Origin of the sequence: Burkholderia cenocepacia, assembly GCF_900446215.1 — a bacterium.
In the GTDB taxonomy this organism is placed as follows: Bacteria; Pseudomonadota; Gammaproteobacteria; order Burkholderiales; family Burkholderiaceae; genus Burkholderia; species Burkholderia cenocepacia.
The window spans coordinates 1-26,298 of record NZ_UAQZ01000005.1; the positions used below are offsets into that span (position 1 = coordinate 1).

Annotated in this window: 37 protein-coding genes; all 37 read left to right on the forward strand. The window is 61.8% G+C overall.

Going from position 1 to position 26,298, the window contains the following annotated elements; translation table 11 throughout:
- On the forward strand, positions 1-1,041 hold a 1,041-nt coding region (gene dctP, locus DTA15_RS13070), incomplete at its 5' end, for a TRAP transporter substrate-binding protein DctP (protein WP_006493948.1).
- The gene (locus DTA15_RS13075) at positions 1,038-1,274 is read left to right on the forward strand and encodes a hypothetical protein (RefSeq protein WP_006487429.1); all 237 of its coding nucleotides are present in this window, start codon (positions 1,038-1,040) and stop codon (positions 1,272-1,274) included. The genes dctP and DTA15_RS13075, both read left to right, overlap by 4 nt.
- Positions 1,261-2,031, forward strand: a complete 771-nt coding sequence (gene pxpA / locus DTA15_RS13080; protein WP_006487404.1) for a 5-oxoprolinase subunit PxpA — start codon at positions 1,261-1,263, stop codon at positions 2,029-2,031. The genes DTA15_RS13075 and pxpA overlap by 14 nt, the downstream gene beginning before the upstream one ends.
- A gap of 121 nt (positions 2,032-2,152) precedes the next feature.
- On the forward strand, positions 2,153-2,425 hold the full coding sequence (locus DTA15_RS13085) for a hypothetical protein (RefSeq protein ID WP_006493934.1): 273 nt from the start codon (positions 2,153-2,155) through the stop codon (positions 2,423-2,425).
- Positions 2,426-2,859: 434 nt separating this feature from the next.
- Entirely contained in the window at positions 2,860-3,336 is a 477-nt protein-coding gene (locus DTA15_RS13090; RefSeq protein WP_006487418.1) for a lytic transglycosylase domain-containing protein, read from the forward strand.
- Positions 3,333-3,677, forward strand: coding sequence for a hypothetical protein (locus DTA15_RS13095; RefSeq protein WP_006493942.1), 345 nt, complete (start codon positions 3,333-3,335; stop codon positions 3,675-3,677). The genes DTA15_RS13090 and DTA15_RS13095 overlap by 4 nt, the downstream gene beginning before the upstream one ends.
- A 28-nt stretch (positions 3,678-3,705) precedes the next feature.
- Positions 3,706-4,098 carry a hypothetical protein gene (locus tag DTA15_RS13100; protein WP_006487426.1) on the forward strand — a complete coding sequence of 131 codons (393 nt, stop codon included), beginning with the start codon at positions 3,706-3,708 and terminating at the stop codon, positions 4,096-4,098.
- 13 nt (positions 4,099-4,111) lie between these two features.
- Positions 4,112-4,405 (forward strand): type IV conjugative transfer system protein TraL, encoded by a 294-nt coding sequence (gene traL / locus DTA15_RS13105; protein ID WP_006487365.1) that lies wholly within the window; start codon positions 4,112-4,114, stop codon positions 4,403-4,405.
- 6 nt (positions 4,406-4,411) lie between these two features.
- Positions 4,412-5,002 carry a TraE/TraK family type IV conjugative transfer system protein gene (locus tag DTA15_RS13110; protein ID WP_006487381.1) on the forward strand — a complete coding sequence of 197 codons (591 nt, stop codon included), beginning with the start codon at positions 4,412-4,414 and terminating at the stop codon, positions 5,000-5,002.
- The gene (locus DTA15_RS13115; protein ID WP_012493842.1) at positions 4,941-5,687 is read left to right on the forward strand and encodes a TraK domain-containing protein; all 747 of its coding nucleotides are present in this window, start codon (positions 4,941-4,943) and stop codon (positions 5,685-5,687) included. Before DTA15_RS13110 ends, DTA15_RS13115 begins: the two co-directional genes overlap by 62 nt.
- The gene (locus tag DTA15_RS13120) at positions 5,680-7,113 is read left to right on the forward strand and encodes a TraB/VirB10 family protein (RefSeq protein WP_006487384.1); all 1,434 of its coding nucleotides are present in this window, start codon (positions 5,680-5,682) and stop codon (positions 7,111-7,113) included. Before DTA15_RS13115 ends, DTA15_RS13120 begins: the two co-directional genes overlap by 8 nt.
- Complete coding sequence (locus DTA15_RS13125) at positions 7,106-7,900, forward strand: DsbC family protein (RefSeq protein ID WP_006487398.1); 795 nt, start codon at positions 7,106-7,108, stop codon at positions 7,898-7,900. The genes DTA15_RS13120 and DTA15_RS13125 overlap by 8 nt, the downstream gene beginning before the upstream one ends.
- Complete coding sequence (gene traV, locus DTA15_RS13130) at positions 7,897-8,559, forward strand: type IV conjugative transfer system lipoprotein TraV (RefSeq protein WP_006487356.1); 663 nt, start codon at positions 7,897-7,899, stop codon at positions 8,557-8,559. Before DTA15_RS13125 ends, traV begins: the two co-directional genes overlap by 4 nt.
- 2 nt (positions 8,560-8,561) lie before the next feature.
- Positions 8,562-11,168, forward strand: coding sequence for a type IV secretion system protein TraC (traC, locus tag DTA15_RS13135; protein WP_006487362.1), 2,607 nt, complete (start codon positions 8,562-8,564; stop codon positions 11,166-11,168).
- Entirely contained in the window at positions 11,165-11,680 is a 516-nt protein-coding gene (locus DTA15_RS13140; protein WP_006487408.1) for a hypothetical protein, read from the forward strand. The genes traC and DTA15_RS13140 overlap by 4 nt, the downstream gene beginning before the upstream one ends.
- The gene (locus DTA15_RS13145) at positions 11,677-12,417 is read left to right on the forward strand and encodes a hypothetical protein (RefSeq protein ID WP_006487402.1); all 741 of its coding nucleotides are present in this window, start codon (positions 11,677-11,679) and stop codon (positions 12,415-12,417) included. The genes DTA15_RS13140 and DTA15_RS13145 overlap by 4 nt, the downstream gene beginning before the upstream one ends.
- A 2-nt stretch (positions 12,418-12,419) precedes the next feature.
- Entirely contained in the window at positions 12,420-13,028 is a 609-nt protein-coding gene (locus DTA15_RS13150) for a hypothetical protein (RefSeq protein ID WP_034178476.1), read from the forward strand.
- Positions 13,025-13,417 (forward strand): hypothetical protein, encoded by a 393-nt coding sequence (locus DTA15_RS13155; protein ID WP_006493936.1) that lies wholly within the window; start codon positions 13,025-13,027, stop codon positions 13,415-13,417. Before DTA15_RS13150 ends, DTA15_RS13155 begins: the two co-directional genes overlap by 4 nt.
- Positions 13,414-13,779, forward strand: coding sequence for a hypothetical protein (locus tag DTA15_RS13160; RefSeq protein ID WP_006487376.1), 366 nt, complete (start codon positions 13,414-13,416; stop codon positions 13,777-13,779). Before DTA15_RS13155 ends, DTA15_RS13160 begins: the two co-directional genes overlap by 4 nt.
- Before the next feature lie 75 nt (positions 13,780-13,854).
- Positions 13,855-14,388, forward strand: a complete 534-nt coding sequence (locus DTA15_RS13165) for a phospholipase D family nuclease (protein WP_020980048.1) — start codon at positions 13,855-13,857, stop codon at positions 14,386-14,388.
- Positions 14,389-14,401: 13 nt separating this feature from the next.
- Positions 14,402-15,214 carry a FadR/GntR family transcriptional regulator gene (locus DTA15_RS13170; RefSeq protein ID WP_006487420.1) on the forward strand — a complete coding sequence of 271 codons (813 nt, stop codon included), beginning with the start codon at positions 14,402-14,404 and terminating at the stop codon, positions 15,212-15,214.
- A complete protein-coding gene (locus tag DTA15_RS13175; protein WP_006487354.1) occupies positions 15,192-15,410 on the forward strand; it encodes a hypothetical protein in 219 nt (72 codons plus the stop codon). The genes DTA15_RS13170 and DTA15_RS13175 overlap by 23 nt, the downstream gene beginning before the upstream one ends.
- A gap of 17 nt (positions 15,411-15,427) precedes the next feature.
- Entirely contained in the window at positions 15,428-15,958 is a 531-nt protein-coding gene (gene lepB / locus DTA15_RS13180; RefSeq protein ID WP_006487449.1) for a signal peptidase I, read from the forward strand.
- Positions 15,945-16,583: a type-F conjugative transfer system protein TraW gene (gene traW / locus DTA15_RS13185; RefSeq protein WP_006487379.1), complete on the forward strand. Its 639-nt coding sequence runs from the start codon at positions 15,945-15,947 to the stop codon at positions 16,581-16,583. The genes lepB and traW overlap by 14 nt, the downstream gene beginning before the upstream one ends.
- A gap of 17 nt (positions 16,584-16,600) precedes the next feature.
- Positions 16,601-17,590 carry a conjugal transfer pilus assembly protein TraU gene (traU, locus tag DTA15_RS13190; protein WP_085964417.1) on the forward strand — a complete coding sequence of 330 codons (990 nt, stop codon included), beginning with the start codon at positions 16,601-16,603 and terminating at the stop codon, positions 17,588-17,590.
- A complete protein-coding gene (gene trbC, locus DTA15_RS13195) occupies positions 17,587-18,288 on the forward strand; it encodes a type-F conjugative transfer system pilin assembly protein TrbC (RefSeq protein ID WP_006487447.1) in 702 nt (233 codons plus the stop codon). The genes traU and trbC overlap by 4 nt, the downstream gene beginning before the upstream one ends.
- A gap of 1 nt (position 18,289) precedes the next feature.
- The gene (locus tag DTA15_RS13200; protein ID WP_006493944.1) at positions 18,290-18,667 is read left to right on the forward strand and encodes a hypothetical protein; all 378 of its coding nucleotides are present in this window, start codon (positions 18,290-18,292) and stop codon (positions 18,665-18,667) included.
- A 1-nt stretch (position 18,668) separates the two neighbouring features.
- On the forward strand, positions 18,669-19,790 hold the full coding sequence (locus tag DTA15_RS13205; RefSeq protein ID WP_006487394.1) for a hypothetical protein: 1,122 nt from the start codon (positions 18,669-18,671) through the stop codon (positions 19,788-19,790).
- A 7-nt stretch (positions 19,791-19,797) separates the two neighbouring features.
- Entirely contained in the window at positions 19,798-21,042 is a 1,245-nt protein-coding gene (locus DTA15_RS13210) for a conjugal transfer protein TraN (protein WP_006487422.1), read from the forward strand.
- On the forward strand, positions 21,039-21,305 hold the full coding sequence (locus tag DTA15_RS13215) for a hypothetical protein (RefSeq protein WP_174900806.1): 267 nt from the start codon (positions 21,039-21,041) through the stop codon (positions 21,303-21,305). Before DTA15_RS13210 ends, DTA15_RS13215 begins: the two co-directional genes overlap by 4 nt.
- Positions 21,302-21,610: a hypothetical protein gene (locus tag DTA15_RS13220; protein ID WP_006493941.1), complete on the forward strand. Its 309-nt coding sequence runs from the start codon at positions 21,302-21,304 to the stop codon at positions 21,608-21,610. The genes DTA15_RS13215 and DTA15_RS13220 overlap by 4 nt, the downstream gene beginning before the upstream one ends.
- Positions 21,607-21,996, forward strand: coding sequence for a hypothetical protein (locus DTA15_RS13225; protein WP_006493947.1), 390 nt, complete (start codon positions 21,607-21,609; stop codon positions 21,994-21,996). Before DTA15_RS13220 ends, DTA15_RS13225 begins: the two co-directional genes overlap by 4 nt.
- 4 nt (positions 21,997-22,000) lie before the next feature.
- A complete protein-coding gene (locus DTA15_RS13230; RefSeq protein ID WP_006487410.1) occupies positions 22,001-22,834 on the forward strand; it encodes a conjugal transfer protein TraF in 834 nt (277 codons plus the stop codon).
- Positions 22,835-22,844: 10 nt separating this feature from the next.
- Positions 22,845-23,375, forward strand: coding sequence for a hypothetical protein (locus DTA15_RS13235; protein WP_006487388.1), 531 nt, complete (start codon positions 22,845-22,847; stop codon positions 23,373-23,375).
- A complete protein-coding gene (locus DTA15_RS13240; protein ID WP_006487377.1) occupies positions 23,372-23,815 on the forward strand; it encodes an HNH endonuclease signature motif containing protein in 444 nt (147 codons plus the stop codon). Before DTA15_RS13235 ends, DTA15_RS13240 begins: the two co-directional genes overlap by 4 nt.
- Positions 23,812-24,846: a phage Gp37/Gp68 family protein gene (locus DTA15_RS13245; RefSeq protein ID WP_006487369.1), complete on the forward strand. Its 1,035-nt coding sequence runs from the start codon at positions 23,812-23,814 to the stop codon at positions 24,844-24,846. Before DTA15_RS13240 ends, DTA15_RS13245 begins: the two co-directional genes overlap by 4 nt.
- Positions 24,839-26,293: a conjugal transfer protein TraH gene (locus DTA15_RS13250; protein ID WP_006487442.1), complete on the forward strand. Its 1,455-nt coding sequence runs from the start codon at positions 24,839-24,841 to the stop codon at positions 26,291-26,293. Before DTA15_RS13245 ends, DTA15_RS13250 begins: the two co-directional genes overlap by 8 nt.
- Positions 26,294-26,298: the final 5 nt, after the last annotated feature.

A 26,298-nucleotide genomic window follows, 5' to 3' on the forward strand; every position in this document is an offset into this window, starting at 1 on the left:
ATGAAGCTGCGAACAATAGCGACACTAATCACGTTACTGGGGGCCGCGCAAGCCGCACTGGGTCTCACCCAACAGCTGCCTAGTCAGGCAACTGCCAACTGGACGATCGCCACGGCATATCCTGCGGACACGGTTTCCGGGCACGCAGCTGTAGACTTTGCTCGCACGCTCGAAGCCGCACTGGGTGGCACCGCGCACGTTTCCGCGCGCTTCGAGTTCAAGACCCTTGGCGCCGCGCTGTCCGACGATTCCACGCGACTCCCCTTCGCTCTCCTATTCGCTGGCGACCTGGCGGCGAAAGAGCCGATCCTCGCACTTTCCGTGCGGCCCTATAGCGTTACATCAGTCGATGAAGCGCGTGAGATGGCCCGACTTGCGAAGCCTGCTTACCGTACAGCGCTCGCGCATCAGGGTCTCGTGCTGCTTGCCGTCGTTCCATGGCCGCCTACGGGGATCTGGTCCCGCAAGCCGATCGATTCCGCTCGCGATTTCGTTGGAATGCGTGTTCGTGCATACGACGAGTCTTCGCGGCGTGTCATGGCCTGGTTGGGCGCGCAGGTCGTGTCCCTTCCAATCCAGGAGGCGCTCGTCGAACTCAAGGCAGGGGCGATCGACGCAATCATTTCGTCGGGCGATGGCGACGCGGGCCGGGCGTACGCGGACGTCCTGCCGAATTTCACCGCTCTGCGATACGCCTATCCGGTCTCATTTCTCGTCGTTAGCAAGCACTTTCTCGACGGCCTTTCAGCGTCGCAACGGTTCGCCGTGTTCCAGTCCGGCGCAGAAGCTGAACGGCTCGCATGGGATAGGCTGCCGGAGCGGGTCCATCGGAACTACCGGTCAATGTCGGCCTGGGGCGTTGCCGTGCACGACCCAGCGCCGAAGCCTTTAATCGCAGCGGTCGAAAGTGCAGCAAAGGCCGACACATCTATCGCGATCGAAAATGACTACGAGACCGCGCAAATGCTGTCGCAGTTTCACAGCTGTTCGGTATCCCGTAGAGCGTGCGATCGGCAAATCGACCGGGAGGCCGCACGATGAGCTCCACCAAGCGAACGCTGACGCTGGTCCTCTTGGCGCTCGGCTACCTCACCGCGCTCCTCATAGGTCAACGCCATGCCGACAGGTCGCCAAGCGAAATCGCCGTGCTGCCGATCGACGGCGTGAATGGAACCTGCCAAGTGGAGAACCACTATGTTGGCGACGGCCAGATTCGCGGCCGTCAAACTTGTTCTCCGCCCGACACGGAGGCGCCGCGCCGTGGCAGCAATTGACCTGAACGTCAACCTCGGGGAGGGGCGTGCACACGACGACGCCCTGATGACCTACGCGACGTCGATCAACATCGCATGTGGCTGGCATGCCGGCGACCCGACCACGATGCACAGGACCGCGTCCGCCGCGCTCGCGCGCGACATCGCGATTGGTGCGAATCCGAGCTATCCGGGTAGAGCGCATTGCGGTCGTCCCTCGTCGGAAATGGATCGCGACGACCTTTGTGCAGGCATCCAATATCAGATAGGCGCGCTGGGGGGCATCGTGAAAGCGCTGGGCGGCCGTCTCGCGCACGTCAAACCACACGGCGCGCTCTATAACGATGCCGAGCATGACGCCTCGATCGCCGACGTCGTCGTGGCCGCGGTTCGTCGCGTCGACCCGTCGCTGGCCTTGTATGGTCTGTCCGGCGGGCACCTTGTCGCCAAAGCTCGCGAGGCTGGTCTTGTTGCCATCGCTGAAACGTTTGCGGATCGTAGGTACCGTCCCGACGGCACTCTGGTGCCCTGCTCCGAGCCCGACGCGTTCATCGACGATCCTGGCCATATCGCCCGCCGCACCAAGGACATCGTTGTTGCGGGTCGTCTCCAGGCCGACGACGGCTCATGGATCTCGATAACAGCACAGAGCCTATCTCTGCACGGACACGGGCACCACGCCGTGGCGTTCGCCCGCGAGATACATGCGGCGCTTCGATCTGCGTCATGCACGCTGAGGCCGCCGATAAGGGTTGACACCAGATCTGCGATACCTTAGCCTATAAATCAAATGTGATATCAAAACATCAATTTTGATTTTTGATTATCTGAACTTGAGAAAACTGCGCAAATCGCCCAAAACGTCTGCTTCTTTGTCTTCGAGGAATGCCGACACCAACATGGGGATCACTCAGGAAGAGCTATCGCGCAGGGTAATTTTGATAGACGAGACCTATGAGGTTGACGTCTATGTAGGACCGTCCAAAACGTGGCAGGTGGATCTGGTCTTGAAGTCCGGAAAGCGGGTCGAAGTTGAGACCCAGCGCGGTACGCCGAAGATGTGGCGAACGCTGGATAAGGCACTGGACTTTGTGATTGCCTACTGCACCCAACGGTCCAGGCTGACCGTTCGGTACCAGGACTTTGAGCTGGTGAGTTTGTCGCAGGACTGAAGTGAGCGGTTGATGCAGGTGCGGGAACACCGGCATCAACCTGACCAATAGTAGTGTCTTGAGAGAGAGCACCCATGGCTTTGGCCATTGTACGCCATCCGGCGGGAGTGACTGCGCTCGCGCGTCTGCGCGCAAGCGTTAATTCGTTACGCGATGTAACGCGCCCCGCCGTTCGCCCGGCAGCTTTCGCAGCTGCGGCTGCGCTCGTCCGCCTCTCTCGCCCCCTCCGTTGCCGGCCCATTCGCGCCGGCGCGCCGCGCGAAACATCCCTCGAACATCGCCTCGCAACCCTTTTTCCTCGTGCCAGCGGATTTTCCGGCCCTCGGATGCTGGCCTTCCGCTTCGTGCAGCTCCCCCCGCACGAAGCGCTTTTTATTCCTGTCCGGTTTTGCAGCTCACCGCTGCGTGACCGACGCTCCTAGTAGCTAGCAGACATGCGTTATCCGGCTCCTACCATAAGACAAATAGGACTACTAATCGCACTCGCAGTCCTTTCTTGTCGAGTTGCTCACGCGTCCTGCTGGGAAGACGCCGGCTCGCAATACGGCATCGATCCCGCTCTCCTCAAGGCAATCGCGTGGAAAGAATCTCGAGGGTGGACGGGAGCACGTGGCCCGATTTTGAAGGACGGGAATCAGGCCATCGGCCTGATGCAGATCAACACCGTCCATCTTCCCACGCTCGCACGTGTCGGCATTCAACGTCGCGACCTGTTCGACGCGTGCACCAGCCAGCGCGTCGGCGCCTGGGTGCTGGCCAACTGCATCTCGCAGTTCGGCACCACTTGGAAGGCTGTCGGTTGCTACAACACCGGCCCGGCCTCCACCAATACGGCGGCGCAGCTTCGGTATGTACGCGACGTCCAGCGCTACTACGCCGCCTACAAACGCGCCCAACAGGAGGCCCAATGACCCGCTCAATCTTGTCGATCGCTGTCCGAATTGCAGCAGCGGTATTCGGAACCGCACTTGCCGCATCGGCGAGCGCCCAGACGCTCGCTTCTCCGCAACCAGTCGGCCGGATATCCGACGTCACGCAGTTCGGCATGCGTCCCGATGCCCAGTTCGTCATTTGCGAAGGCGAAGAATGCCCGCCGCGGACGGTTAAGCACATTGCGCAGGCGCCCGTCGCGCGCGCTCCCGAACCCGAGTGGACGGTTCCCGAGCCGACTACTCGGCCGGCCACGAAACGCAAGGCCGTCAAGCACAAGCGGCATGTCTCGCACAAGCCGCGCGTGCGTCTCTGCAAGTAGTTTTTAACCGCCACCGCAAGGAGCCAGCATGTCCGTCATTTTGAAGTCTGTCGCTAACTCGCTGATCGCGCCGGAAAACGTCGCCTATCAGCTCGATCCCGGACGTCGCGACGCGATGTTCGACGAGCTCCGCCAATGGGCGAAAGCCCTGCTCTTCACCATCCTCATCGTCTCGATCGTGTTCACCTGCATGCACGTCGGCGCCTCCGACGGCACCGAGTTCCAGGACGCATCGCAGAAGTTCGAGAACTGGGTCAAGGGCAACGCCGGCAAGCTCGCCGCACTCGTATGCGTGATGATCGGGATGTTCATGGCAGCGGTTCGCAAGGACTGGAACTGGCTGTTCGGTGGTGTCGCGCTGGGCCTGCTCGTCGGCATCATCGTCGGCATCATCAACGCGAGCTTCACCGCGACAATCTAAAGGAGAACGAAGAATGGCAGCCGAGGATCTCTCCCACGCCATCCCCGTCACGCTCGACGATGGCGCAAAGCTGTTGTTTTGGGATTGGGACGTTGCGATGGTCGTCATGACCGGCATCACTGTTGGCCTTGGCACCGGGTACCCGATCCTCGGCGTCGCATTGGGGCTCGGTCTGGCCACCATCTATTCAAAGTTCTTTAAGGCAGGCACTCACCAGGGTGCTCCCTTTCACCTGCTCGGTTGGATGACCGGGCAGCCGCCGATGTCGGACCTGCCCGACAGCTACCTGCGTGATTTCCAGGGGTAATCGACCATGACTCCCGACCGCGCCGCGAACGAGCGCGCCGACCTTCGCAGCCGCGTGAAATTCCTGAAGCTCTGCCTCGTCTTCACCCTCGGCACGATCGTTCTCGGCCTCATCCTCGTGATGTTTCTCGTCCTTCGTGACCCTACCCGAATTGTGCCCCCAGAAATCCAGCACGCCTACGTAATTGGCTCGGGCACCGCGAATGGCGACTACCTCAGCGACATGTCCGACTACGTGTTGAGCCTGCAGGCGACGACAACACCGGAAACGGTCGACCACAACAACGCCGTGATTCTCAAGATGACCGACCCGGCAGCGTACCCGGTCATCAAGACGATGCTCGACGCGGCCGCGATCCGGATTAAGCGCGAGCGCATTACGACGATTTTTGTGATGCGTACCAAGAGCATTGACCGGCCCAACAACCGTGTGATTACGACCGGCACGTTCAAAACCTACATCGGCGACAAGCTCGTCGGCGAGGAAGATCGGAGCCTTCTCGTCGCCTTCAACATCACCCTGACAGGACAGACCTATGTTCAGCAACTTGCGCAAGTGGATAGCCGCGGCAACGTTGTTCCCAATAGCGGCCGCTAACGTTCTGCCCGCGAACGCAGCGACAGCGGGGGCGAGCGAGCCACGGGAATACACGGTTTCGGCGACCGAGCAGAACCGTCTCGAGATCGCGGGGCGAGCCATCAAGAAGGTTGTGCCCAGTCACAAAGGCGCGCTGACCTATGTGAAGGACAAGGGGAACGGGGTCTTCTATTTTGCCTTCGCAAATGGCGGGGACGGGATGGGAACCGAAACCCTGTACGTGATCGATGATCAAGGCGCTACCTACCAGTTGCTGTTGCAGCCGCGCCGAGTGCCGTCCGCGAACATCATCGTGCCGGCCGCCGGCGACGCTCCCGGTCGGAGCGCCGCAGCCCGCACGGCGGCGACTTCGTCGGCGTACCAGAGCGCGATCAAGGATCTCGTGTACGAGATGGCCGCCGCTCAGGTCGATCCCAGTGCAGATCCTGCAGCTTCAGCTGTTCCCGTGCATCAGGACGTGCCGCTGTGGAAGGAAGCACGCCTCACTTTCGATACGAAGTACGTCGACGACACGTTCGTGGGTGAGCAATACACGCTCACGAACGTGTCCAGCAGCGACATGGTGATCGCAGAACAAGAGCTGTATCGCCCAGGCGTCGTGGTCGTCGCCGTCGAGCAACAAACGCTCGCACCGGGCGACAGCACGCGCGTCTACATTGTCAGGGAGCGAGGCCGCGATGAGTGACCGAAACGATTCTTCCGCAGGGGCGGGCACGAACGATCGCATCAAATCTCGCCAACGCGTGATCATGATTGTGGCGATGGTGTTGATTCTTGCCGCGACGGGTGTCGGCTTGTTTCTAAGCGGAGACGCTACGCCGACGGCTAAGCCGAAGCCTGTTGTTGAAACGATTCAACCGCCGGGCTCAATAAGTGATCGTGACGCGTGGCGGGGCCAATCCGATGCAAAGCTGCTCGACCTCGAGCAGCGAGTTCAACGCGTTGCTGCCGAACAGGCAACCGCCAAGGCCGCAATCGACAAAGTTGCATCCGATGTCGCCGGCCAGAAAGCTGCCGAGGCCAGTGCCGCGGCGAGTGCCGCCGCCGCCGCGTCTGCGGCAGCCGCTGCCTCTGCACCCTCGGGAACGACTTCCGCGACGACGGCGTCGCCGGCCACCCTCAACAAACCTCTCCCTGTTGGCACGACCGGTCGAGGTTTGGGTGGCAAGCGCGTACTGACGCCGCCGGGCGACAACACCGCACTGAATACACCAATCGGCGAGGGCATGCCTGTGTCGAATGAACTCGAGATCATCGATTTCGACGACAGCACAGACGCCGGTGGCGTCGGTGCCGGCCCCGGCGGCACCGGGGGGAAGCTCGAAGTTCAAGGATTTCCTGTCGACGCACGAGCGCGCCGCTACAAGATGACCACCTCAACCAACGGCGGAGCCGCTGGTGGTGCCGGTGGCAAAGGCGACGTCAACTTGTTACCGGCCGGCTCCTTCATCCCGGTTGCGATGCTCAACGGCGTCGACGCCCCGACTGGCGGGCAAGCGCAGAGTGATCCGCTTTCCGTAGACCTTGAAGCGATCAAACCAGCGAATCTCCCGAACGGAAAGAGCCTCGATGTTCGGGGCTGTCGGATCGTATCAAGCGCGTGGGGTGATCTGTCTGCAGAACGCATGATGGGCCGCACACAAATCTTGTCGTGCATTATCGCCGGCCATCCGATTGAGCTCGAAATCAAGGGAAAGCTTATCGGCGAAGACGGTAAGGAAGGCGTTCGTGGGCGACTTGTCACGAAGCAGGGCCAGGTTCTCGCGAATGCGATTCTGGCCGGCTCGCTTGGTGGCATCGGCCAGGCGTTCCAACAGTCCGCGACGGTGACGTCGTTCGGAGGCGGCGGCGTTGCGCAGACGATCGATGGCGGTCAGGTTGGCCGAGCCGCAATCGGCGGTGGTGTCGGAACTGCCGGCCAGATGCTCGCGCAGTACTACCTGAAGGCTGCTGACAAGCTCTTCCCTGTAATCGAAACGGACGCAACCCGAACGATCGAAGTCTCGATCACCAAGGGCGTGTACGTCGATGCGGCCACGGCCGCTCTCTTCGACGCGCGTTCGACGTTCGACCGTTCCCGCAATCGCAATCGGAGAACCCGAGATGAATAACCGCCTTTCGCGCGGTCGCGTCCGGCTGCTCGTCGCCGCGCTCGCTACGACCCTTACCTATACCTCGATCGCTTACGCCGCCGACGATACGGCAGCCGCCCAGCAGGTCTCGGACCACCTGGCGGCGACCTATCCGAAGACACCGTTTCGCGACGTCAAGCCGGCCCCACTGCCCGGCCTGTACGAGGTGTCGATGGGCGAGACGGTGGCGTACACGGACAGCACTGGCCGCTACTTCCTGTTCGGGCACCTGTACGACATGCAGGACCAGGTCGACATCACCGAACAGCGCAAGGCTCAGGGGTACAAGACCCGCTTCCCCGCGGCGGTCCTGAACCACGCAATCAAGACCGTTCACGGTAACGGACAGCGCGTCCTCGCTGTGTTCTCCGATCCCGACTGCCCGTATTGCCACCAGCTGGAGCAGCAGCTCGCCATGGTCGACAACGTGACGATCTACACGTTCCTCTATCCGCTCGAATCGCTTCATCCGGACGCCATGACGAAGTCGATTCGCATCCAGTGCTCGGCAGATCCAGCGAAAGCGTGGCGGGAGTGGATGACGGAGAGCCGGCTTCCGCCGCTCGGCTCCTGCCACCACCCGATCAACGACAACATCGTGCTCGGCTCCCGACTCGGCGTCACCGGCACGCCAACGATCATCGCCGAAGACGGTCGGATGCTGCCCGGCGCAGTGTCGGCGGCGCAGCTCAGCGCGTGGCTCGATGCCGGCACAAGTGCCGCCTCGTCGAACGCCTCGGCTCAGCCGCAAGGAGCCTTCAAATGAACCGGAATCCGATTCGTTGCACCGCGCTGATCACGGCGGCCGCTATCTGCCTCGCCGGCTGTTCCTTCTCTGGACTGGATGCTTCCAACAAATTCTCGTGCAAGGCGCCAGACGGTGTCGCCTGCGCGTCGATGTCCGGCGTGTACGCGAATCTCCGCGCGAACAACCTTCCTGGACAACAAATCAGCCACGGTGCATCGCTGGCGACGACTACCAAGACGCCTGCGCCGGGCAGTGCTGTGCTGTCCCGTCCGTTGTTCTCTGGATCACCGATCCGCAGCGCGCCGCGTGAGCTCCGCCTCTGGTTCGCGCCGTGGGAGGACGCCGACGGCGACCTCTACGACCAATCCTACGCGTATCTCGTGATTGATAACGGCCAGTGGTTAATCGCGCACAACCAACGCCGGATCCGCGATCTGTATCGGCCCGCTCCCGGCATTGCCGTTCGCGACGGCGCGGGTGCGCCGGCGGCGGTGCCCCCACCCGCGGCGCCGGCGGCTGCAACTGTCCCGGCGCTCGATTCCGGCGTGCCCGCGCCAACCGGAGGCCTCTCTGGCATGGCCGACGAAGCCATGCGCCAGGCCGCAATGGCAGGCGACTCGCTCAAGCAGTTCGCGGCCGGCGTACGTATGCCGGACGCGTCGACCGTGGGGCGTTGACCATGGCACAAATCTTCGACCGATCGTGGCTCCGGCAGGCGCGAGACGCCGCGCAAAGCTTCTGGCGCGACGCAGTTCTCGGCGAGACGCCGGCGCATGACGACATCGAGGCCACGCTGAATTCACGCGAGGGCTCGTCGCCATCCGGCCTTCATCACATCCTGAAGTACGACCAGTACGACGACGACACGGGCCTCTTCTACAACGACAACGCTGTGGCGTTCTGTTTCTCGGTCGTCCAGCAAACCGGTGCCGACGAGGACATGGTCAGCCAACTGACAACGCTGTTCACACCGATCCCTGCAGGTACAGGCGTCCAGTGGTGTCTTTTCGGCTCGACGCGCGTGGATGCCGTGCTCGAACACTACGAGGACTTGCGCCACGAAGCGGTCGAGGCCGGGAAAGTAGATCCTATGTTCCTCGAGATTGCCCGTCGGCGGACGGCATACATCCGTTCGATGCAAGGGCAATCGCTGTGGGACTCCGCTCCATTTCTCGTCAAGCAAACGCGGCTGGTGTTTTCGGTCACCCGCTCCGGATCGCACACTGATCACACGCTCGTCAGCGAAATGGCAGACCTGAAGTCGACGCTCATGTCGTCACTGCGCGCTGGCAAGCTGCCGGCGCGCCAGATGGACGCTGACGATCTGATTGCTTTTCTGTTCCCAATCTTTAACCCGGAATACTTGTTCAACGGCGAGCCGATGCCGGATCTTCGGTACGACCCGACACGCCCCATCAAGGAGCAGATCACGGCATTCGGGCACCGCGCACGCGTGCGCACTACCGAGATCCTGTTTGGCGTTCCTCCGGGCGAGGACGAGCCAGACACGCGAGTGGCCGTTCGAGCGTTTGGCGTGCAACGCTATCCGAGGAGCAAGCATCTGTGGGAAATGACGGGCATTGTCGGCTCGTTTACCGACACCCAGCTCCAATACCCGTGTCCGTACCTGATCTGCGGCGGGATCTTCACGCTTGACCGCAACGTGGTCGACAGCCGCGTCCAGGTTCGCACGGCGCGGGCGCAACAGAACGCCGAATCGAAGATGGCAAAGTTCCAGCCGAGTCTCGCTGCCCAGAGCCGTGACTGGAAGATGGTCCAGGTTCAGCTGGATGCAGGCGGGCAGATGTGCGAGCTGTATCACACGTTGATCCTCTTTGCTCCGAGGCAGCAGATCAACCGATACAGCCAGACGGCGATCAACCTCTGGGACCACGTCGGGTTTCGGATCGTCCCGCTTCGGATGATGAATCTGCAGGCGCTGTACGCGAGCATCCCGATGACGCTGACGAAGGGCGCGCGCGGCGACCTGAAGCGCAACCGCCTCATGAGCCAGAAGACCACCGTCAACGCTGTCGATATGTCGCCAGTGCTCGGCGAATGGAGCGGAAACGGCAATCCGATCATGTTGTTCTATGGCCGACGGGGGGCGATCACTCCGGTCGACTTTTACCGGAACAGACAAGGCAATTACAACCTGTTCGCGTCTGGGGTTTCGGGTGCCGGAAAAACCGTGACGCTCAACGAGGTTGCATTCGGCTATCGAAGTGTCGGCGCGCGCTGCGCCATCATCGACGTCGGTGGCGGCTACGAAAACTTCGTGAACATGCTGGACGGAGCGTTCATCCGCTTCACGCTGAACTCAAAAATCTGCGTGAACCCGTTCTCGTGGGTCGGCGTCGACGAAGAGAACACCTTCGAGCAGGAACTTCGGATGCTCAAGCCGCTGATCGGCCGCATGGCGTCGCCGGAGGCGCCGCTCAATGCGCTGCAGTACGCGTTCATTGAGGAGGCAATCACCGTCGTGTGGAATCGCCACAACCGGGCATCCAACCCGACGTTGATCGCCGAGTATCTGATGACCGAGATCAAGAACGAGAAGGGCGAAATCGAACGTATCGCTTACGAGCTCGGCCGGCAACTTCGCCCGTTCTGTGAAGGCGGCGTCTACGGCCGCTTCTTCAACGGCGAGGCGAACATCTCGTTCGACAACGACCTGACCTGCCTCGAGCTCGAAGAATTGAAGGATGCGCCCGAGCTGCGCCGCGTGGTGCTGTTCGCACTGACCAGCAAGATCGCACACGACATGTATATGTCGCCGCGAAACCTCCCCAAGCTGTGTGTAGTCGACGAAGCGTGGCAGCTCCTTGGCGACGATCGGGAGACAGCACTCTTCATCGAGGAAGGCTATCGGCGCGCGCGCAAGTACAAGGGCATCTTCGGACTGGGCACACAGTCGATCGAAGACGCATACAAGAACGACGCGTCAAAGGCTGCATACAACAACGCAGACTGGAAGTTCATTCTTCGCCAGGACAAGCAGAAGCTCGACAACCTCATCAAGGACGGTCTTGCGAGCTTCACGCCGGCGGTCGAGAAGATGATCCGCTCGCTGCAGAAGGAAGATGGCCAGTTCGCGGAGATGATCATCGATTCGCCGGACGGCCAAATGTTGGTGCGGCATATCCCCGATCCGTTCGCACTGCTGGTGGCGACGTCCACCGGCGAGGACGTTGAGGAGCGCAACCATCTTCTCAAACAAGGCTACACACACTTCCAGGCGCTCGAAGTGATGCTCGAACGCCGCCGCGCGAGGGCCGCAGCATGACGACTGAACCGAACGTCTCGCGTCAAGAGCCGACGCTGCCGGCAGATCCTCCGGTCCCCGCGTCGGACTCGGTCGCGGTCGATGCATCAACCGCTCCTAGCCGCACACGACGCGACTGGATGCGCCATGCAGTGCCGGTACTGGCGTCTTCCCTGGTGACGCTCGCCGTCATCGGGCCGGTGCTTTACTCCGTCTCGGCGCACCGTGCGGCGCCCGTTGCTACCGTTGACCTCCAGAAACTCGTTGAGGCGGCGCAGACGCGACAGCTTGCTGCATTCCGCTCGAGCCATGGCGCACAGGCCGCACCAAGCGCCAGCGACGCGCAGGCGGCCGTCGACGACACCGCCCGGTTCGCACGCGAACTCTCCGAGGCCGTCGATGTGCTCGGCCGCAGCTGCAAGTGCGTGCTCGTCAACAAGGCAGCGGTACTGAACACCGAGGCAGTTGTCGACTATACGGACGCGTTGAGCGCGCAGTTCAAGCTCGACCAACCGAAGGGAGCACGGAAATGAACGTGGTCGTCGACTATCCCGAGGAATTCCCGCTCGTCGGCGTGGACCGAAAGGTCTTCGACCATCAGGTTCGTCATGTGTTCGCGCACCTCGATGCGTACTCTGGGCGTGCACTCGCCCGACTCGCAGAGCGCATCGGTTTCGAATCGCGCTTCCATTCGCCCGAGTATGACGAACTCGAAGCGCTGCTTACGCTCGTGCGTACGCAGCCGAATCAGGCTGTGCTCGATCAACTGCTCTTGCGCGCTGGCGAATTCCTGCATGTTCGCCTGCGTCAGCCTGAGTTTATTGACTCGAGCGACGACCGTGACCCTCGACCCGCGCAGGTTCCGCGGGGCTGGGTGGTTGCTGGTGCGACTGCGCTCGTCGCAACCATGGCGGGTGCGTTCGTGTTGGGTGCGCCTGCAGCCGCGTCGGTCGTCGACTGGATCGTCGGCCGACCGAAGGTCTCGCCTCGCGCCGTTGCTCTCGCCGCGACGGGAACTCCGGCTTCATCTGCGCCCGCTTTCGATCTTTCGCGTCAGACAAGCCTTCCGGCCTCGACTGGCTCCGCACTGGCGGTCGACGAGACAACAGAACTCACGCTCACCACCTGGACGCGCGATCCGCTCGCGGCCATGGACGGGGTCAAGCGATTGACGCCCAGGGCTGACGGCAGCGAATACCAAATTGATGTCACTGTGTCGCGCGCTCTTCCGGCGCTGCGTACGCCCGATACCGGAGGTGATCAAAAGTGAAGATGAACATTGACCGTCGCGCCAGCATCGCTGGCGCGTTCGCCCTCGCTGCCTGCGCATTGAGTGCATGCAGCCAGGACTACCGAAATTCGGCCCCCGAACCGATTTTCAATCAGCAGCTGACCGACCTGTTGAGCAAAGCCACGCTTTCGCCGCAAGTCGCGCGGATCGACTGCTACGTTGACACTGGGTGGTTGGCCGATCGTTTGGTCTGCGATGTCGCGATGAGCGACGAACAGTCTCGTAAAGACGGCGCGACATTCCAGGTTCGTAGCTATATCGGGCCGTCTGGAATGAGGCCCGGTACGGAATGGCTTTTCGATGCCGAGGCACTGCACGATTCGAAGTTCCGAATTGTCATCGCGCAGCCGGCTCCGGCCGTCATCCGTGTTCGAGTTCACGCTGACCAGTCTCGGGTGTCCTTTGAGGATGCGGAGCGTCTGGCGGATAGAGCCGTAGCGGCAGTGGACGAATATCTCCGAGCTCATCCGACGAGCGATCCTAAGAGTCTGCGCGAGACGTGGGCGGGGCCTGCCAGCCACGTCAGCGTAACGCCAAGCGGGGCTGCGGGCACTGCGTCGGCTTCGTCAAACACCGGAGCCGCGCGATGAATGTATTAATGCCCGTCTTTCGGTTTCGCGGTGTGGTCGTCGCTCTTGCCATGGCCGCCCTGTCCACCGCATGCAGCAGCGACTACCGCGGTGATGCGAGTGCCTTGCTGGCCGTCATGGACACCGCGTCCGACTACACGGCGACACTGAAGGAGCTTTACGCGACCTCGCCGCGCGCAAATGCCCAGTCCTGGCGCGACATTGGATCTTCCCGGATCGCGGGTGCAAAGGCGCAGTCCATGTCTGGAAGCGCGTCCGCTGGGGCGGCGGACGCGGCCCCGGCAGCATCGGCTGCATCTGCGGTGGACGAATCAGCGCAGGCTAGCTCGGCCGATGCGTCCAACAGCAACCGGAACGACGTTGCTAACCGATCAGGTCGCGCGAAGTGACTGAGAAAAAACATCACTCCGGTTGGTTCGCGCTCGGGCTACTCGCCGAGTGCATCGCCGTGCTGTTTTGGATCGCCGCGGCGCTGTCGCTTGCGCCCGCGCCCAACCCCAACATGTGCCCGACCTTGCTTTACTTCGCCACTCCGGCGGCCGTCGCCATGTACTTGTTTCTTGCAACGAAGATCGGCTTCACGATCTTTCACGAATCGCCGGCGGCAGGTGTGAGCTACTTCCTCGTGCTCGCGATCGTCGCGTTGGTGGTCGGCATCGTCATCGGCTTGTTTTTCTTCGATCTAACGCAATTGTGGGCGCGCGGAGTCGCGCCGTGGTTGGGAAACCCGTTTCAGCGGCAGTGCTTTTGAGCCAATGCTGAAACACATAAGGACAGAGACATGAACAGAAGCGAAGTCGCACGTCACCAATCCTCATTGAGCAACATGCTCGCGGCCGCGATGATCGCGCTCGCGGCGAACGCGGCTGCCGCGCAGCCCGCGTACGCCGCGGTGACCTGTGCCGTCGACGTCGGCTATTCGCCTGAGGGGACTGCAGAGCAGCTCGTGCTGACCGCGCTCGAACGTGCGCGGCAGTCGGTCCGACTCGCGGCCTACACGTTTACGTCTCCGACCGTCGCACGCGCGCTGGTAGGCGCCAAGCGCCGCGGGATCGACGTCGCGGTCTTGGCCGACGCGAAGGAAAGCATGAAGCGCACACAACAGGCTGCGCTCAACGTGCTCGTGCAGGCCGGCATCCCGACGCGCACGATCTCCGCTTACGCGATCCACCACGACAAATTCATCGTCATTGACGGCGCCGCGGTCGAGACGGGCTCCTTCAATTTCAGCGCCGCCGCGGCGCGCCGCAATAGCGAAAACGTCGTGCTGCTTACCGGCTGCCCCGATCTCGCACGCAGCTATCTCAACCATTGGCAGTCGCGCTGGAACCAAGGCGCTGACTACACGCTTGCCTACTAAGCGAGGTGCAGACTTGAATAGCGACGCTCTCAACACCCTGCTGACGCCGTTGACAGCCGACGAGGCGGAGGACGTGACAACCGAGCCCGCGCGGAATGATCGGCAAGTAGCGAGCGCATTCGCGGATCTCACACGTTCACGGGTTGAAGTCAGCCTCGACTTGCTCGCTGGCACGATCGTGACACGCAGCTATCCCGACCAGTTGTTGCCCCCGCAAGATGTCTTGGCCGCCGAATTCGGAGTCAGCCGGACAGTGCTGCGCGAGGCGATCAGCAGATTGCTCGCGCGCAACATGGTTGAGGTGCGCCCGAAGTCGGGAACGCGCATTGTCGACGCGCGGCAGTGGCGCGTGAGCGATCAGGAGGTTGTCCGCTGGCGTCACCAGCGCGAGCCGGATCCGACCTTTCAACGCGATCTCGCTGCAGTCCGCCAATTGCTCGAACCCCTGGCAGCGGCGGAAGCAGCGGTCTATTCGAACGACCCGACGCGCGAGCGCATTCTGGCCGCCTGCTATCGCCGCCTTGCACCGATCAATCATGCGGACTACGAGAAGTACCGCGAAACGCTGCACGTCGCGATTCTAGCGGCAAGCCGCAATCAGCTTTTGAGGCAAATGACCTGCTTTGCGGAGGTCCGCCCACAGGGCGATCTGGATGGCGGGTCGACGCTGGTAGACGTCGCCGATGGCGAACGTCAGGCGATCGCGCAACTCGCCGCGGCGTTTCGCGAGCGCGATGCCGCTGCTGCATTCGATGCGATGGAGAGGGTTAACGCCTGGGACTTGACAGGCATGAGGAGCGGCCATGCTCAAAACGCCTCGTTCTGATTCCGCTCGAGCCGGCGAACAGTCCGTGCCGCCGCGCTGGACGGCCATCGCACTGTTCTGGCTGTTCATCGGGTGCTTGAGCGTCGGGTTCGCAGCAGTCACTCTCGTTGTTGCGGGCATGGATGGCGCGCTCGGCTGCATGACGTACGGCATTGTGGCGATCGTCATTGCCCGCAATGCACGTCGTTGGTCGTGACCGTGTGGAGACCTCAAATGATCCCCGCTCCGACCGAATCCTACTCATGGCCGCGCCGCTCGCGCCGATACTGCGCCGTACGGCTTGCGGCGATCGGCGCCTCCGGCACGCTGGGTCTGGCCGGCTTCGTATGCTGGTCGCTCAATCCGTGGTTTGACTATTCGATCAATCTGACGAGCAGCCTGCCGGGCACGCTCTACGTCACGCATATCGCTGAACCCGTCAAGCGGGGTGATTTGGTCGCGTTTCGTTGGCACGGCGGAGCAACTTATCCCCGTGGTGTGACGTTCATCAAGCGCATCGCCGGTGCAGGAGGCGACGTCGTCTCGGTACGAGACGGCGTCTATTACGTAAACGGTGTCGTGATCGGCCGTGCAAAGACCGTCACTCTCGCTGGCGTTCCGTTGAAGCCTGCCGCGCCGGGGGTGATTCCCGACGGCCACTATTTCGTCGCGACACCGAACCCGAACAGCCTGGATTCACGTTACGCGCTGACCGGAAATATTCCCCAGCACGACGTAATCGGGAGGGCATATGAAATTTTCTAAGGCGGTCGCCGCCGCTATGTTGGTCGCCGGTGCGATCGGCGACGTCCATGCCGGCATGCTTGGCGCAATCGGCCCCGCCTACCCGATCGCGGAGCCGGACGCCGTCGCACAGATCATGGCCAAGCTGCGCGTGAAGGAACGGAGCGGGGAACTGAAGCGGCTGCAAGAAGCGGCGACCCATCGATCGCTCGATAGCGCCCAGAACCCCGCACCGGTGGAGGGCATCCGCACGGCGACTGAGCGCAGCCTGCGACTCATCGATCCGACGGTCACCTATTCCAAGCCGGTCACGACGGATGACGGGCGTGTCGTTATCCCGGCCGGGACGAAGCTCAACCCGCTCGACTTGATGCCCTTCACAGAGACTCTCGTATTTTTCGATGGCCGCGACCGCGAACAAGCGGCCGGCGTTGAGCGCATGATGGCGCACGCCGGCGCACGCGTGAAACCCGTCCTGATCGCTGGATCGTGGCTCGACCTCACGAAGCAGTTTAAGAAACAGGTCTACTTCGATCAGCATGGCGTGCTGTCCGCCCGCTTCGGCATTTCGGTTGTGCCGGCCGTGATTCAGCAGCGCGGCAAACAGCTCGAGCTGTCCGTGATTCCGGCGAAGGAGCTGCAATGATTCGGCGCCTCACAACGATGATCTGCTTCGCCGCGGCGCTGGTGCTTGCTAGCGGTCCCGCATTGGCTGGGGTGTCCTCGAACTGCAACGGCAAATTCGCGAACCCCATCACCGACATCTGCTGGAGCTGCATTTTCCCGATCTCGCTCGGCGGGACACCGATCATCACCGCGGGCCAAGAGGACGGCGACAACCCTGGCGGCCTGCTGTGCGCATGCGGTCCAGTACTCGGGATCAAGATCGGATTCTGGGAGCCCGTACGTCGTGTCGACGTGACGCGTGTGCCTTACTGCTTCGTCTCGCTCGGCGGCATCAAGATCGATCCGGGCATTCGTACGCCCGAGGGTGAGGTGCGGATGCAGCAGGATCTGACAAAGCAATCGAGCTATCAGGTGCATTGGTACCTCGACCCAATCCTGTTCTGGCTGGAGGTGCTGCTCGACTTCGCGTGTCTCGAGACGGGCAACTTCGATGTCGCGTACCTCACCGAAATCGATCCGACGTGGAACGACGACGAACTCACGATGTTGCTGAACCCCGAGACGTTCCTATTCGGCAACCCCATAGCACAGGCTGCGTGCGCCGGCGACTGCGTGCTGTCGACCGCGGGCTTCGGCAGCAACGCGCTCTTCTGGTGCGCGGGCTGCAACGGGTCGATCTATCCGTTCAACGGTCACGTGCAGGCACACGTCTCGCATGTTCAGGCGAGCTCACTGCTCGTGCAGCGGATGACCGCGAAGCTTCATCGGGAAGGACTCCTGTGGGGAACGATGGGCGGCAGCGGGCTGTGCGGTAGCTACCCAATGCCCGTGATGGACAAGACCCAATACAAATACCAGATGCTGTACCCCATCCCGGAGACCGCCAAAACGAACGGGCGCTGTTGCCAGCCGTACGGGCGCACGACGGCTATTTGGGGCGCGGGCAAGAGCTATCCATACAAGGGCGAAGACTTCGCCTACATGGTGTTCCGCAAAAAGAACTGCTGCCTGGGAGTCTTGCCGTGAGCCATATCGCTTTCTTCGCCCGCCCGCGGAACTTCGTGCTCGCAATCATCGGGTTGAGCGCTTCCATCATCGCCAACGCCGCAGGCACCGTCGCCGCGATGCCGTCGGACGCGCAGATCTCTGCAGAACGGGCACGCATCGAGCGGGAGCGCAAACCAATGTTCGCCGACCCGAATCTCGGCCGTTCGACAGCGGGTAACGCATTTCCGGCCATACCGACGCCGCCGCGCGCGCAGCTCGATCCTCTCGCCGTCGCACAGCGCTACGCGGCGCGTGCACAGTCGCGTAAGCAGGAGGAACTGCTCGCGTTCGCCAGCCTGTCCATGCCGGCCGAATCGCTCAAGCGTCTGGTGCGCGACGTCGCGCGCGCCGGCGGGGCCGTCGTGCTGCGCGGCTTCAAGGATGGCTCGCTCAAGACCACTGTCAGTGCGATCCAGGCGCTCGGTGTCGACGCATCGGCTGTGCAGGTCAACCCGAATGCGTTCAAGCAGTACCGCATCACGGCTGTGCCGGCGATCGTGCTCGTCAAGGCGGACCGTGCCCTCGATCTCGATGCCGAAGGCTGTTCGCTGCCAGCGAATTTTGCAGGCGTGACGGGCGATGTGACCGTGGCGTATGCGCTTCGCGAGATTGGTCGCCGCTCGTCGGATTACCAACCCCTCGCCGACAGAATCCTGGCGAGCCTGGGGGAGCACTGACATGTTGACGACTTTCGCTATTGCAGTGGTGATCATCGCCCTTGCGATGAAGGTCGAGAGCGAGCGGATACGTCACTCAGGGAACTGGAAGCTTGTGGCACAGATCGCGCTGTTCGACATCGTCGTCGGGGTGACCTTCCTCATGTTCGTCTTGTGCCGATTCCTGGAACCGTCCCTGCTTCATATCGTTTCTATGCCGCTCTTGGCCGGTCTCGCTGTGGTGGCTTTGATCAGTTTCGGAGTTCGCACGTATGTCCGCAGCAGGAGCGGTGTGAAATCAGAGCTCAAGTGGGATTTCTTGATCCTCCTGACGGCTATGACCGTTCTCTCGTTTCTCCGCGACATGACGGCGGCCCTCCCGCACGCAGGAGGTTATTGAGATGAAACCGTTTGCATTCGCACCCGCAGCACGGCGCCGGAATGGCAGGCGCGCTCCACGCGCGATGTTCTGCATCGTGAGCCTCTTCGCGTCCACGGCATTCGCACAATCCACTCCCGACGCCGCATTCCAGGCTGGCAAGGATTTCGCCGGCAATGGCAAGAACGCGGCCGCTGGTGCGATCAACTCGACGACTGGCCAGCAGAACCTGCCATACTACAACACGAATGCGCCCGAGTCAGCCGATTTCGGCAACGGCATGGGTGCGATCGGCGCGGCCGGATCGCAAAAGCAGATCACCTGCCAGTCCTACAAGGCAGGTTCGGCATTCGACCAGCAAGAATGCGATGCCGTCAATTTCATGACGCGCAATCCCGGTCAGCGCCAGAAATTCAAGATCGACAAGAACAAGGATCCCCTGATGGCGGGATCGAAGAACATTATCGCGAACCCGGGTACCGCGCAGGGTAGCGAAACCCAGCAGTGCCACGTCGAACAGACGAAGATTCCCGGCAAGACAACGACGGAAACCTGCAGCGAGACCCAGACCCTCGGCGACCAGTCGTGCCAGAAGATCCTCTCGGTCGACGTGCAGATGAGCTGTCAGCCGGGAGAACTCTTTCAAGCGCTCGACTTACCGCGCAACGCGGTAGACCACGTGAAGATCTTCGCGAAGTGTGATCCGGCCGCGCAGAGCCATTCGTACATCGCGATGACCGCCGACGCATTCGGGATCCGCGGCGGTACGGTGCGTAACGCCACCGTTCAGATTCCGAAGGATGTCGCTAGCATCCCGCCTTCGTCTTGGACCCAGACGGTCGGCGGGCCGCTGGGCTACCAGCTGGTGATGACTCATCCCGACTGGGAGTACTCCATTCGCAACGTACCGGTATATATCCTGAAGGATTCGACCGGCTGTCAACCGGGCTCCGATCGATGCGCCTATCACATCTACTGGGAGTGGACCGAGCTGATGAACGTGTGCGACATCAACGACAACTGCCCGCTCAAACCGGTCCTGCAGGCGAAAAACGACGGCTGGGCTACCGGTGTGATCCAGAAGACATCGATCACCGACCACTGGGACAACCAGTGCCTGTATCTCGATTCTCGCTCGCAGTAGGTGTCCTATGTCTAAGAGATTCCTTCTCCGGATTGTACTGCTCGCCGCGGCGGCTCTTTCCAGCGGCGCGCATATCGTGCACGCCGAGCCCATGTGCCAGAAGATCAGTGAAGTGTGCGTCGACGGTCCGTCGACGAAGAACATTTCAGGCGTCGACGTGACGCGTGATTGCTGGAGATACACCGCGAGCTACCAGTGCCGGTCGACCGATACGTCGAGTGATTGTCAAGCGCTGCGGGATCGTGGCTGCGGTCAGGTGAGCACGCGGTGCCTGTCGGCAGCGGCCGACGGTTCTTGCATCACCCAGGAAAACACGTTCCTGTGCAAGACGACGCCCGATCAGGTCGTGAATCAGACCGTGTGCGACAAAGGTGCTTTCTGCCAAAACGGGGTGGGTTGTTTCGACACGAGCGCGCCACAAGACAAGGATTTTGGGCAGGCCGTCGCGATGCTCGAGGCGGCTCGCGAGGCCGGTGTGTACGGCGTTAGTTCGAAGGCAGTCGAGATCTTCAAGGGCTACCACGAGACCTGCAGCATCAAAGGTGTCGGTGGCGCCACGCTGTCGAATTGCTGCTCGTCGAACGATGGTGGGCAGACATTCGTCAACTACGCGATGCTCGCGGTCGGCACGGGTAAGGCGTTGGCTACCGGGTCGCACTACATGTACGACGCTCTGTATCAGAACATCGACGGCACGCTGATGAGCAAGGGTATTGGCGCGGCCAACAGCGTGACTTCGCTGTTTTCTGGCGGCGGCTTCACGCCGACCTTCGGTATGTACGGATTCACCTTCAGCTTCTCCTTCTCTTCCGGGTTCACGTTCGTCGGATTCGATCCGTCGAGTTTCGCCCTGTCGGTCGCGATTCAGCTCGTACAGATGTGGCTGAAATGCAATACAGCCGAGCAGACGCTCTCGCTGAAACGTGGCCAGAACCTCTGCGTCCAGACGGGCACGCGTTGCACGAAGAAGGTTCTCGGCGTCTGCCTCGAGCGGGAGCAAGACCATTGCTGCTTCAACTCGATCCTCGCGAAGCTGATTAACCGGCAAGGCCGTTCGCAACTCGGAATGCCGATGGACCAGTGCGGGGGATTCAGCGCAGACCAGATCACGCAGCTGGACTTCTCACGGATCGACTTTTCCGAATTCATCGCATCTGTCGCACCAAAGAACCCCGATCAGGGCGGTATCACCGGCAGCGTTCAAAAGACCGTGAACGATAAGGTGCAGAGCTATTACGGGAACGGGCAATGACCGCCAAACATCACGATCACGCACTGTCGGGCCTGCTCGAATGTGCCATCTGTATCGGCTGTGGTTGCGACGACTTCCATGCCTGCTGCGACGCGAACCGCATCCCTTGCCACTGGCTGAGGGTCGACTACCGCTCGGGCGTGGGCGTATGTAGCGCCTGCGCTGAGCACGTTCCGGCCTGGGACTGCGCGACTCGTCCCGCCGACAACTCAACCGACGTCCGGCCGAACATCGGCCCGGCTGATAAAGGGAGAACCTCGTGAGCCAACCCACCCTTCCGCACCAGGCGCACTCCGACGCGCAACTCGCTTTGGCGATGTTGGTCCGGCACGTCCAACGCATTGCCTCAGACCAGGCGGCACGGATCGCTTTGGGCGAAGTGACCCCACAGCAGGCGTGCTCTGCCGTAGTTCGACAAGGCGCGTCCCTCGCTGTTACCGCCCAGTACTTCGGCGCTGATGACGTCGCAACTGCGATCGCGGAGGCCGCCGACCAAGAGGCGGCCCGACTCAATCCTGAATGGCGAATCGCTCGCGAGCCGGCCGCCAAGATCGGGGCTTCGGCATGAATCGGCAACCCTTTCACCGCTCGGCGCGTTGGCTCAGCGCGCTCACGCTAAGCGCCTTGTTTGCGATCTCGTCGGCCCGAGCTGAGGGTGACGGTCAAGTCTACGACGACACGCGAGCGCTCACTGCCGACGCTATTCGCCATGGGCATGCGCAGGGGATCGTGACGGGCCCGATCGCGGAGCAGTTTCGGCGCCAGTTCCAGGCAACTGGAGCACTGATGGTAGTTGCGACCGTCGAGAGGGATCTGCCTCAGGCCGACTGCAAACGTGTTCAGTTCGTGTGGACTCAGGCGGGTGCCATGACCCCGAATGGCCGCGACGACGCAGTTTTGACCATGCACATGAACATCTGCGCGGACGGTAGCCCGCCCGGCGACCTGGAGTAACACCATGCGCCCTACGCTTCCCATTCTTCTTTCGTCCGCGATCGCCCTGTCCGGCGTCGCCCACGCGGCTGACAATCCGCTCGACTACCCGTCGATCTGGAATTGCCGTGCTGGCGATGTGAGCCCATACGCGCCGCGCACCAACTGGTACTGCGACGACGTGGACCAAGCGCCGCCCACAGCAGCTGCTCCTCCGGCCGCGCCGGCACCGAACGCAGAGCCCCAGCGAATTGAAATTCCAGATATCCGAACGGCAGAGCAGATGCGAAAGGAACTCGCGCGCCGGCTCGACCTCGCGACGATGGAGCCAACCGACGACCACATCCGCGACTACCTGCAGCTTTGGCAGGTGACCCAGCAGAAGGGCTCGACCTTTGCTGATACGTGGCGTCGCGTCGTCTGGCAGAACCCTGCGCTCGACTACACGTTGACCCGGCCCGCAAACAATTCGGCGATCAAGGTGTTCGACGCGCAGCGCGACCAGGATCAGGAAGCGCAGCTGCGTGCCCTAGCCAAGGACCATGGGCTGATCTTCTTCTTCCGCTCTGACTGCCCTTACTGCCACGCGATGGCTCCGGCCGTGAAGATGCTCGCAGACAAATACGGAATCGATGTCTTGGGCGTTTCAGTCGACGGCCGCGGCATCGACGAGTTTCCGCATCCGGCCGATGGCCGTGCACAGGCTGTCGCATGGGGCGTCGAGCGTGTGCCCGCGCTCTTCATTGGCTCGAAGCAGACGGGCGACCACGCCGCGATCGGCTTCGGGGCGATGTCGGTATCAGAAATCGTCAACCGACTGTTCGTGCTGACCGGGACACAGCCCGGGCAGACCTTCTAAGGAGGCTCGCATGTATTCCGACCAACCCAGTGTGGAAATTCCGGACGTGGCGACGACACGCATCTCCTCGGCAGTTCGGCTGAATCGGATGCAGATTTTGCAACTGCTCGCGCTAGCCGTCGACGAGTCCACGGTCGTGACGGTGCAGTTTGGTGCGGCAGGTCATTCGGGAGCTGGTCTCTATGCGTGGGATGAGGAGTATCCCGACGAAGGCGCCAGCTTCCTCGATCCGGCAGGTCACTCCGACAGCCCGGCGGCCGAATCGCTGCCGTCCTCCGGCTGCGCCACTGACCCGATGCCGCACGACCTGCATCCGCGTACGGCTGACTTGGTCCGACGATTTCACATCGCATTGGCATCGAAGCTTGCGAAAGCCGAGCACAAGTACGGATACGCGGACTCGTGGGTAGCGACCAACTGGATGGACGAGTGCCGGGAGCAACTGATGCGTCACGTGGCGAAGGGTGACCAGCTCGACGTCGCCGCCTACTGCGCGTTTCTCTGGCACCACGGTGAGCCAACCGTGAAGGCGGCGGGATGAGCCGCCTCACCAAAGCTCAACGCGATGAATTGCGCGGCAAGTACGACGGGCGGTGCGCCTATTGCGGGATGCCGTTGTCCGAACGTTGGCATGCGGATCATTTCGAGCCCGTACGACGCGATCTAAAGCTCGTGGAGACCGACCGTGGTTACCGCTGGAGGTCGGGCCCGCCAACCCGGCCGGAGTTCGATGTCATCGAGAACTTCATGCCCTCCTGCGCGCCTTGCAACATCGACAAGCATGCGATGGATCTCGAGGCATGGCGCGGGAAGCTGAGCCGCACGCTCGACGTGCTCAACAAGAACTACCCAACCTATCGCCACGCGCGTCGCTTCGGTTTGGTCGTAGAGACCGCGGCACCGATCGTCTTTTACTTCGAACGAGTGGCGGCAGAGGCTTCTCGGACAGTTCCCGTTGTGAACCAGGAGAGCATTTCGTGAGCGAGAACAGCAATATCGAGTGGTGTGACCACACCTGGTCGCCGTGGGAAGGCTGCCAGAAGGTCGGGCCGGGTTGTGACCACTGTTACGCCGAGGCGCGCAACGCGCGCTTCGGCGGTCGCACCGCGGTGAACTGGGGCGCGGGAGCACCTCGTCGTCGCACTGCGCCGGACTCGTGGAGGATGCCGCTGAGGTGGGATCGGAAGGCACGCGAGCTTGGACAGCGCTTTCGAATCTTCCCGAGCCTCTGCGATCCGTTCGACAACGCTGTCGATCCAGCGTGGCGCCGAGATCTGTTCGAGCTGATTGCGCGCACGCCAAATCTCGATTGGTTGTTGCTTACGAAAAGAATCGGTAATGCACGCGACATGCTTAACGAGGTAGTCGACGAGCTGTCCCACGGGCTCAACACGTGGGACGAGCTGGCGTGGCCGACCGTCTGGCTCGGCGCAACGATCGTCAACCAGGGCGAGGCCGATCGCGAAATTCCGAAGTTGCTCGCGGTGCCGGCACGTGTGCGCTTCCTGAGCATGGAGCCTCTGCTTGGTCCAGTCAGCTTCGATGGCATGTTCACAAGTGCGAATTGGCGCGATTGCACCAACGCGCTTGAAGAATTGGATTGGCTGATCGCTGGGGGCGAGAGCGGCCGCGGCGCGCGGCCGATTCATCCGGATTGGGCGCGCCACCTGCGCGACCAATGCCTAGCGGCCGACGTGCCGTTCTTCTTCAAGCAATGGGGCCAATGGCGGCCGGCAACGAATGCGACCAACGAGCAACTCGAAGCTGCGCGCGCCCACGGCTGGGTTTCTCTCGACGGTGCGTTCCACGACGGGAGCGACGAACGGGTATTTCGTCCAGGCGACGAGCGCGTTATCAGCGTCGGCAAGAAGCTGGCGGGCCGCATCCTCGACGACGTCATTCATCACGCGTTGCCAAGCGACCGTTCGACAACCGGGTCGGCCGAGCGCCTGCCTGGCCGGCCTGGCCCGCAATCCCGAACTGTCTCGCATGACGGAGGCCAACATGCCTAAGCTTCTCGCTTCCCCCCTGTTTCGGCGGTATCTGCGCGGCCTGCAGGTCCTGTTGGCGAGCGTGTCGATCGCATGTCTCGCATACACCCAACCGGCGGCCGCAATGTCGATGCAGCAGCTGTTCGACACGGTGAACGCCCAAGGGAACTACACCAGTCCGGCGGCGTTGCAAGGCCAAACGCTCAACATGTACTCGGGCGGTTCGCTGTTTATGCGTATGCCCAAGCGCACGTATCAATTGAGTTCCGTGACACCTCCGTCATGGAATGCCGGGTGTGGCGGAATCGACCTGTTCATGGGCGGATTCTCGTTTATCAACAAGGAGCAGTTCGTCGCGATGCTGCGCAACATTGGCTCCAATGCGCTCGGTTACGGCTTCAAGCTTGCGATTCAAAACCTGTGTCCTACGTGCGACAACGTCATGCAGGCTCTGCAGGCGACCGCGCAGCAGATCAATCGACTGAACATGGATTCGTGCGAGACCGCGAAGGGATTGGTCAACGCGGCACTCCCTGACACGTGGACGCGCGGCCGGCAGGATGCCGCCAAGAACTTCGGCGTCGACTCGAACATCTTCGAGAACGTTACTGACGCGTGGACGAACGTCATGAATGACGAGAACAAGGCTGACGACGTCATCGACCAGGTGAAGCAGAGCAATCCGGCGGCGAAGGACGTGTTGCCGACGGGCAACGTGGTGTGGAAGGCGCTGAAGAAGATCGACGGGATGACGGACGAAGAACGCATGGTGTTGATGTCGTTGGTCGGCAGCATGATTTTCCCGACGCAAGGTAACGCGCAGGCGCCCAAGCCCCTGATGCCGACAGACATCGACGTAGCGACGTTGATTGGCAATGGTGTAGACGGCGACACGATCAACGTGCCGATCTGGCGTTGTGACACCACCACCGACGATGGCTGCTTAAATCCCTACAGCGATCAATTGTCGACCCGCAGCTTCCGATCAATGGTGATGACGAAAATGAACAATATGGTCGACCACATTGCTGCGCGATCGCCGCACGACGACGTGAGCCAGGTGATAGCGTTTCTGAACACTACCGACCTTCCGATCTACGCGATGTTGGCGGCCGGCACGCGCTACAACAACACGCAGATTGCCGACAGCACGATGGGTGTCTACATCGACCTGATCGCGGCGAAATATGCCGAAACGTACATTCGCCGATGCACGAAGGACCTTCAGGACGCGATCGGGAAATATGCAGCGCTCGCTGACTCGTCACAGACGCAGGCGCTGAGCGACCTGAAACCGCAGCTCGAGCGTATCCGCAATACGGCGCACGAAGCGCTGATGCAGGCGTACACGCGCACCGTCAGCACGCATTCGCTCACCACGGAATTAGCGGCGATGCAGCGCGCGGTGGACTCGAACCTGTCGGAGACGTTGCGTTCGTCCCTGGCTTTCGGCAAAAGCTTGAACTAAGGGGC

Bases quoted from the DNA above. Each gene is read 5' to 3' on its own strand.
- DTA15_RS13075 (WP_006487429.1), top strand. From the start codon at position 1,038: ATGAGCTCCACCAAGCGAACGCTGACGCTGGTCCTCTTGGCGCTCGGC.
- DTA15_RS13085 (WP_006493934.1), top strand. From the start codon at position 2,153: ATGGGGATCACTCAGGAAGAGCTATCGCGCAGGGTAATTTTGATAGAC.
- DTA15_RS13090 (WP_006487418.1), top strand. From the start codon at position 2,860: ATGCGTTATCCGGCTCCTACCATAAGACAAATAGGACTACTAATCGCA.
- DTA15_RS13095 (WP_006493942.1), top strand. From the start codon at position 3,333: ATGACCCGCTCAATCTTGTCGATCGCTGTCCGAATTGCAGCAGCGGTA.
- DTA15_RS13100 (WP_006487426.1), top strand. From the start codon at position 3,706: ATGTCCGTCATTTTGAAGTCTGTCGCTAACTCGCTGATCGCGCCGGAA.
- traL (WP_006487365.1), top strand. From the start codon at position 4,112: ATGGCAGCCGAGGATCTCTCCCACGCCATCCCCGTCACGCTCGACGAT.
- DTA15_RS13110 (WP_006487381.1), top strand. From the start codon at position 4,412: ATGACTCCCGACCGCGCCGCGAACGAGCGCGCCGACCTTCGCAGCCGC.
- DTA15_RS13115 (WP_012493842.1), top strand. From the start codon at position 4,941: ATGTTCAGCAACTTGCGCAAGTGGATAGCCGCGGCAACGTTGTTCCCA.
- DTA15_RS13120 (WP_006487384.1), top strand. From the start codon at position 5,680: ATGAGTGACCGAAACGATTCTTCCGCAGGGGCGGGCACGAACGATCGC.
- DTA15_RS13125 (WP_006487398.1), top strand. From the start codon at position 7,106: ATGAATAACCGCCTTTCGCGCGGTCGCGTCCGGCTGCTCGTCGCCGCG.
- traV (WP_006487356.1), top strand. From the start codon at position 7,897: ATGAACCGGAATCCGATTCGTTGCACCGCGCTGATCACGGCGGCCGCT.
- traC (WP_006487362.1), top strand. From the start codon at position 8,562: ATGGCACAAATCTTCGACCGATCGTGGCTCCGGCAGGCGCGAGACGCC.
- DTA15_RS13140 (WP_006487408.1), top strand. From the start codon at position 11,165: ATGACGACTGAACCGAACGTCTCGCGTCAAGAGCCGACGCTGCCGGCA.
- DTA15_RS13145 (WP_006487402.1), top strand. From the start codon at position 11,677: ATGAACGTGGTCGTCGACTATCCCGAGGAATTCCCGCTCGTCGGCGTG.
- DTA15_RS13150 (WP_034178476.1), top strand. From the start codon at position 12,420: ATGAACATTGACCGTCGCGCCAGCATCGCTGGCGCGTTCGCCCTCGCT.
- DTA15_RS13155 (WP_006493936.1), top strand. From the start codon at position 13,025: ATGAATGTATTAATGCCCGTCTTTCGGTTTCGCGGTGTGGTCGTCGCT.
- DTA15_RS13165 (WP_020980048.1), top strand. From the start codon at position 13,855: ATGCTCGCGGCCGCGATGATCGCGCTCGCGGCGAACGCGGCTGCCGCG.
- DTA15_RS13175 (WP_006487354.1), top strand. From the start codon at position 15,192: ATGCTCAAAACGCCTCGTTCTGATTCCGCTCGAGCCGGCGAACAGTCC.
- lepB (WP_006487449.1), top strand. From the start codon at position 15,428: ATGATCCCCGCTCCGACCGAATCCTACTCATGGCCGCGCCGCTCGCGC.
- traW (WP_006487379.1), top strand. From the start codon at position 15,945: ATGAAATTTTCTAAGGCGGTCGCCGCCGCTATGTTGGTCGCCGGTGCG.
- traU (WP_085964417.1), top strand. From the start codon at position 16,601: ATGATCTGCTTCGCCGCGGCGCTGGTGCTTGCTAGCGGTCCCGCATTG.
- DTA15_RS13200 (WP_006493944.1), top strand. From the start codon at position 18,290: ATGTTGACGACTTTCGCTATTGCAGTGGTGATCATCGCCCTTGCGATG.
- DTA15_RS13205 (WP_006487394.1), top strand. From the start codon at position 18,669: ATGAAACCGTTTGCATTCGCACCCGCAGCACGGCGCCGGAATGGCAGG.
- DTA15_RS13210 (WP_006487422.1), top strand. From the start codon at position 19,798: ATGTCTAAGAGATTCCTTCTCCGGATTGTACTGCTCGCCGCGGCGGCT.
- DTA15_RS13215 (WP_174900806.1), top strand. From the start codon at position 21,039: ATGACCGCCAAACATCACGATCACGCACTGTCGGGCCTGCTCGAATGT.
- DTA15_RS13225 (WP_006493947.1), top strand. From the start codon at position 21,607: ATGAATCGGCAACCCTTTCACCGCTCGGCGCGTTGGCTCAGCGCGCTC.
- DTA15_RS13230 (WP_006487410.1), top strand. From the start codon at position 22,001: ATGCGCCCTACGCTTCCCATTCTTCTTTCGTCCGCGATCGCCCTGTCC.
- DTA15_RS13235 (WP_006487388.1), top strand. From the start codon at position 22,845: ATGTATTCCGACCAACCCAGTGTGGAAATTCCGGACGTGGCGACGACA.
- DTA15_RS13240 (WP_006487377.1), top strand. From the start codon at position 23,372: ATGAGCCGCCTCACCAAAGCTCAACGCGATGAATTGCGCGGCAAGTAC.
- DTA15_RS13250 (WP_006487442.1), top strand. From the start codon at position 24,839: ATGCCTAAGCTTCTCGCTTCCCCCCTGTTTCGGCGGTATCTGCGCGGC.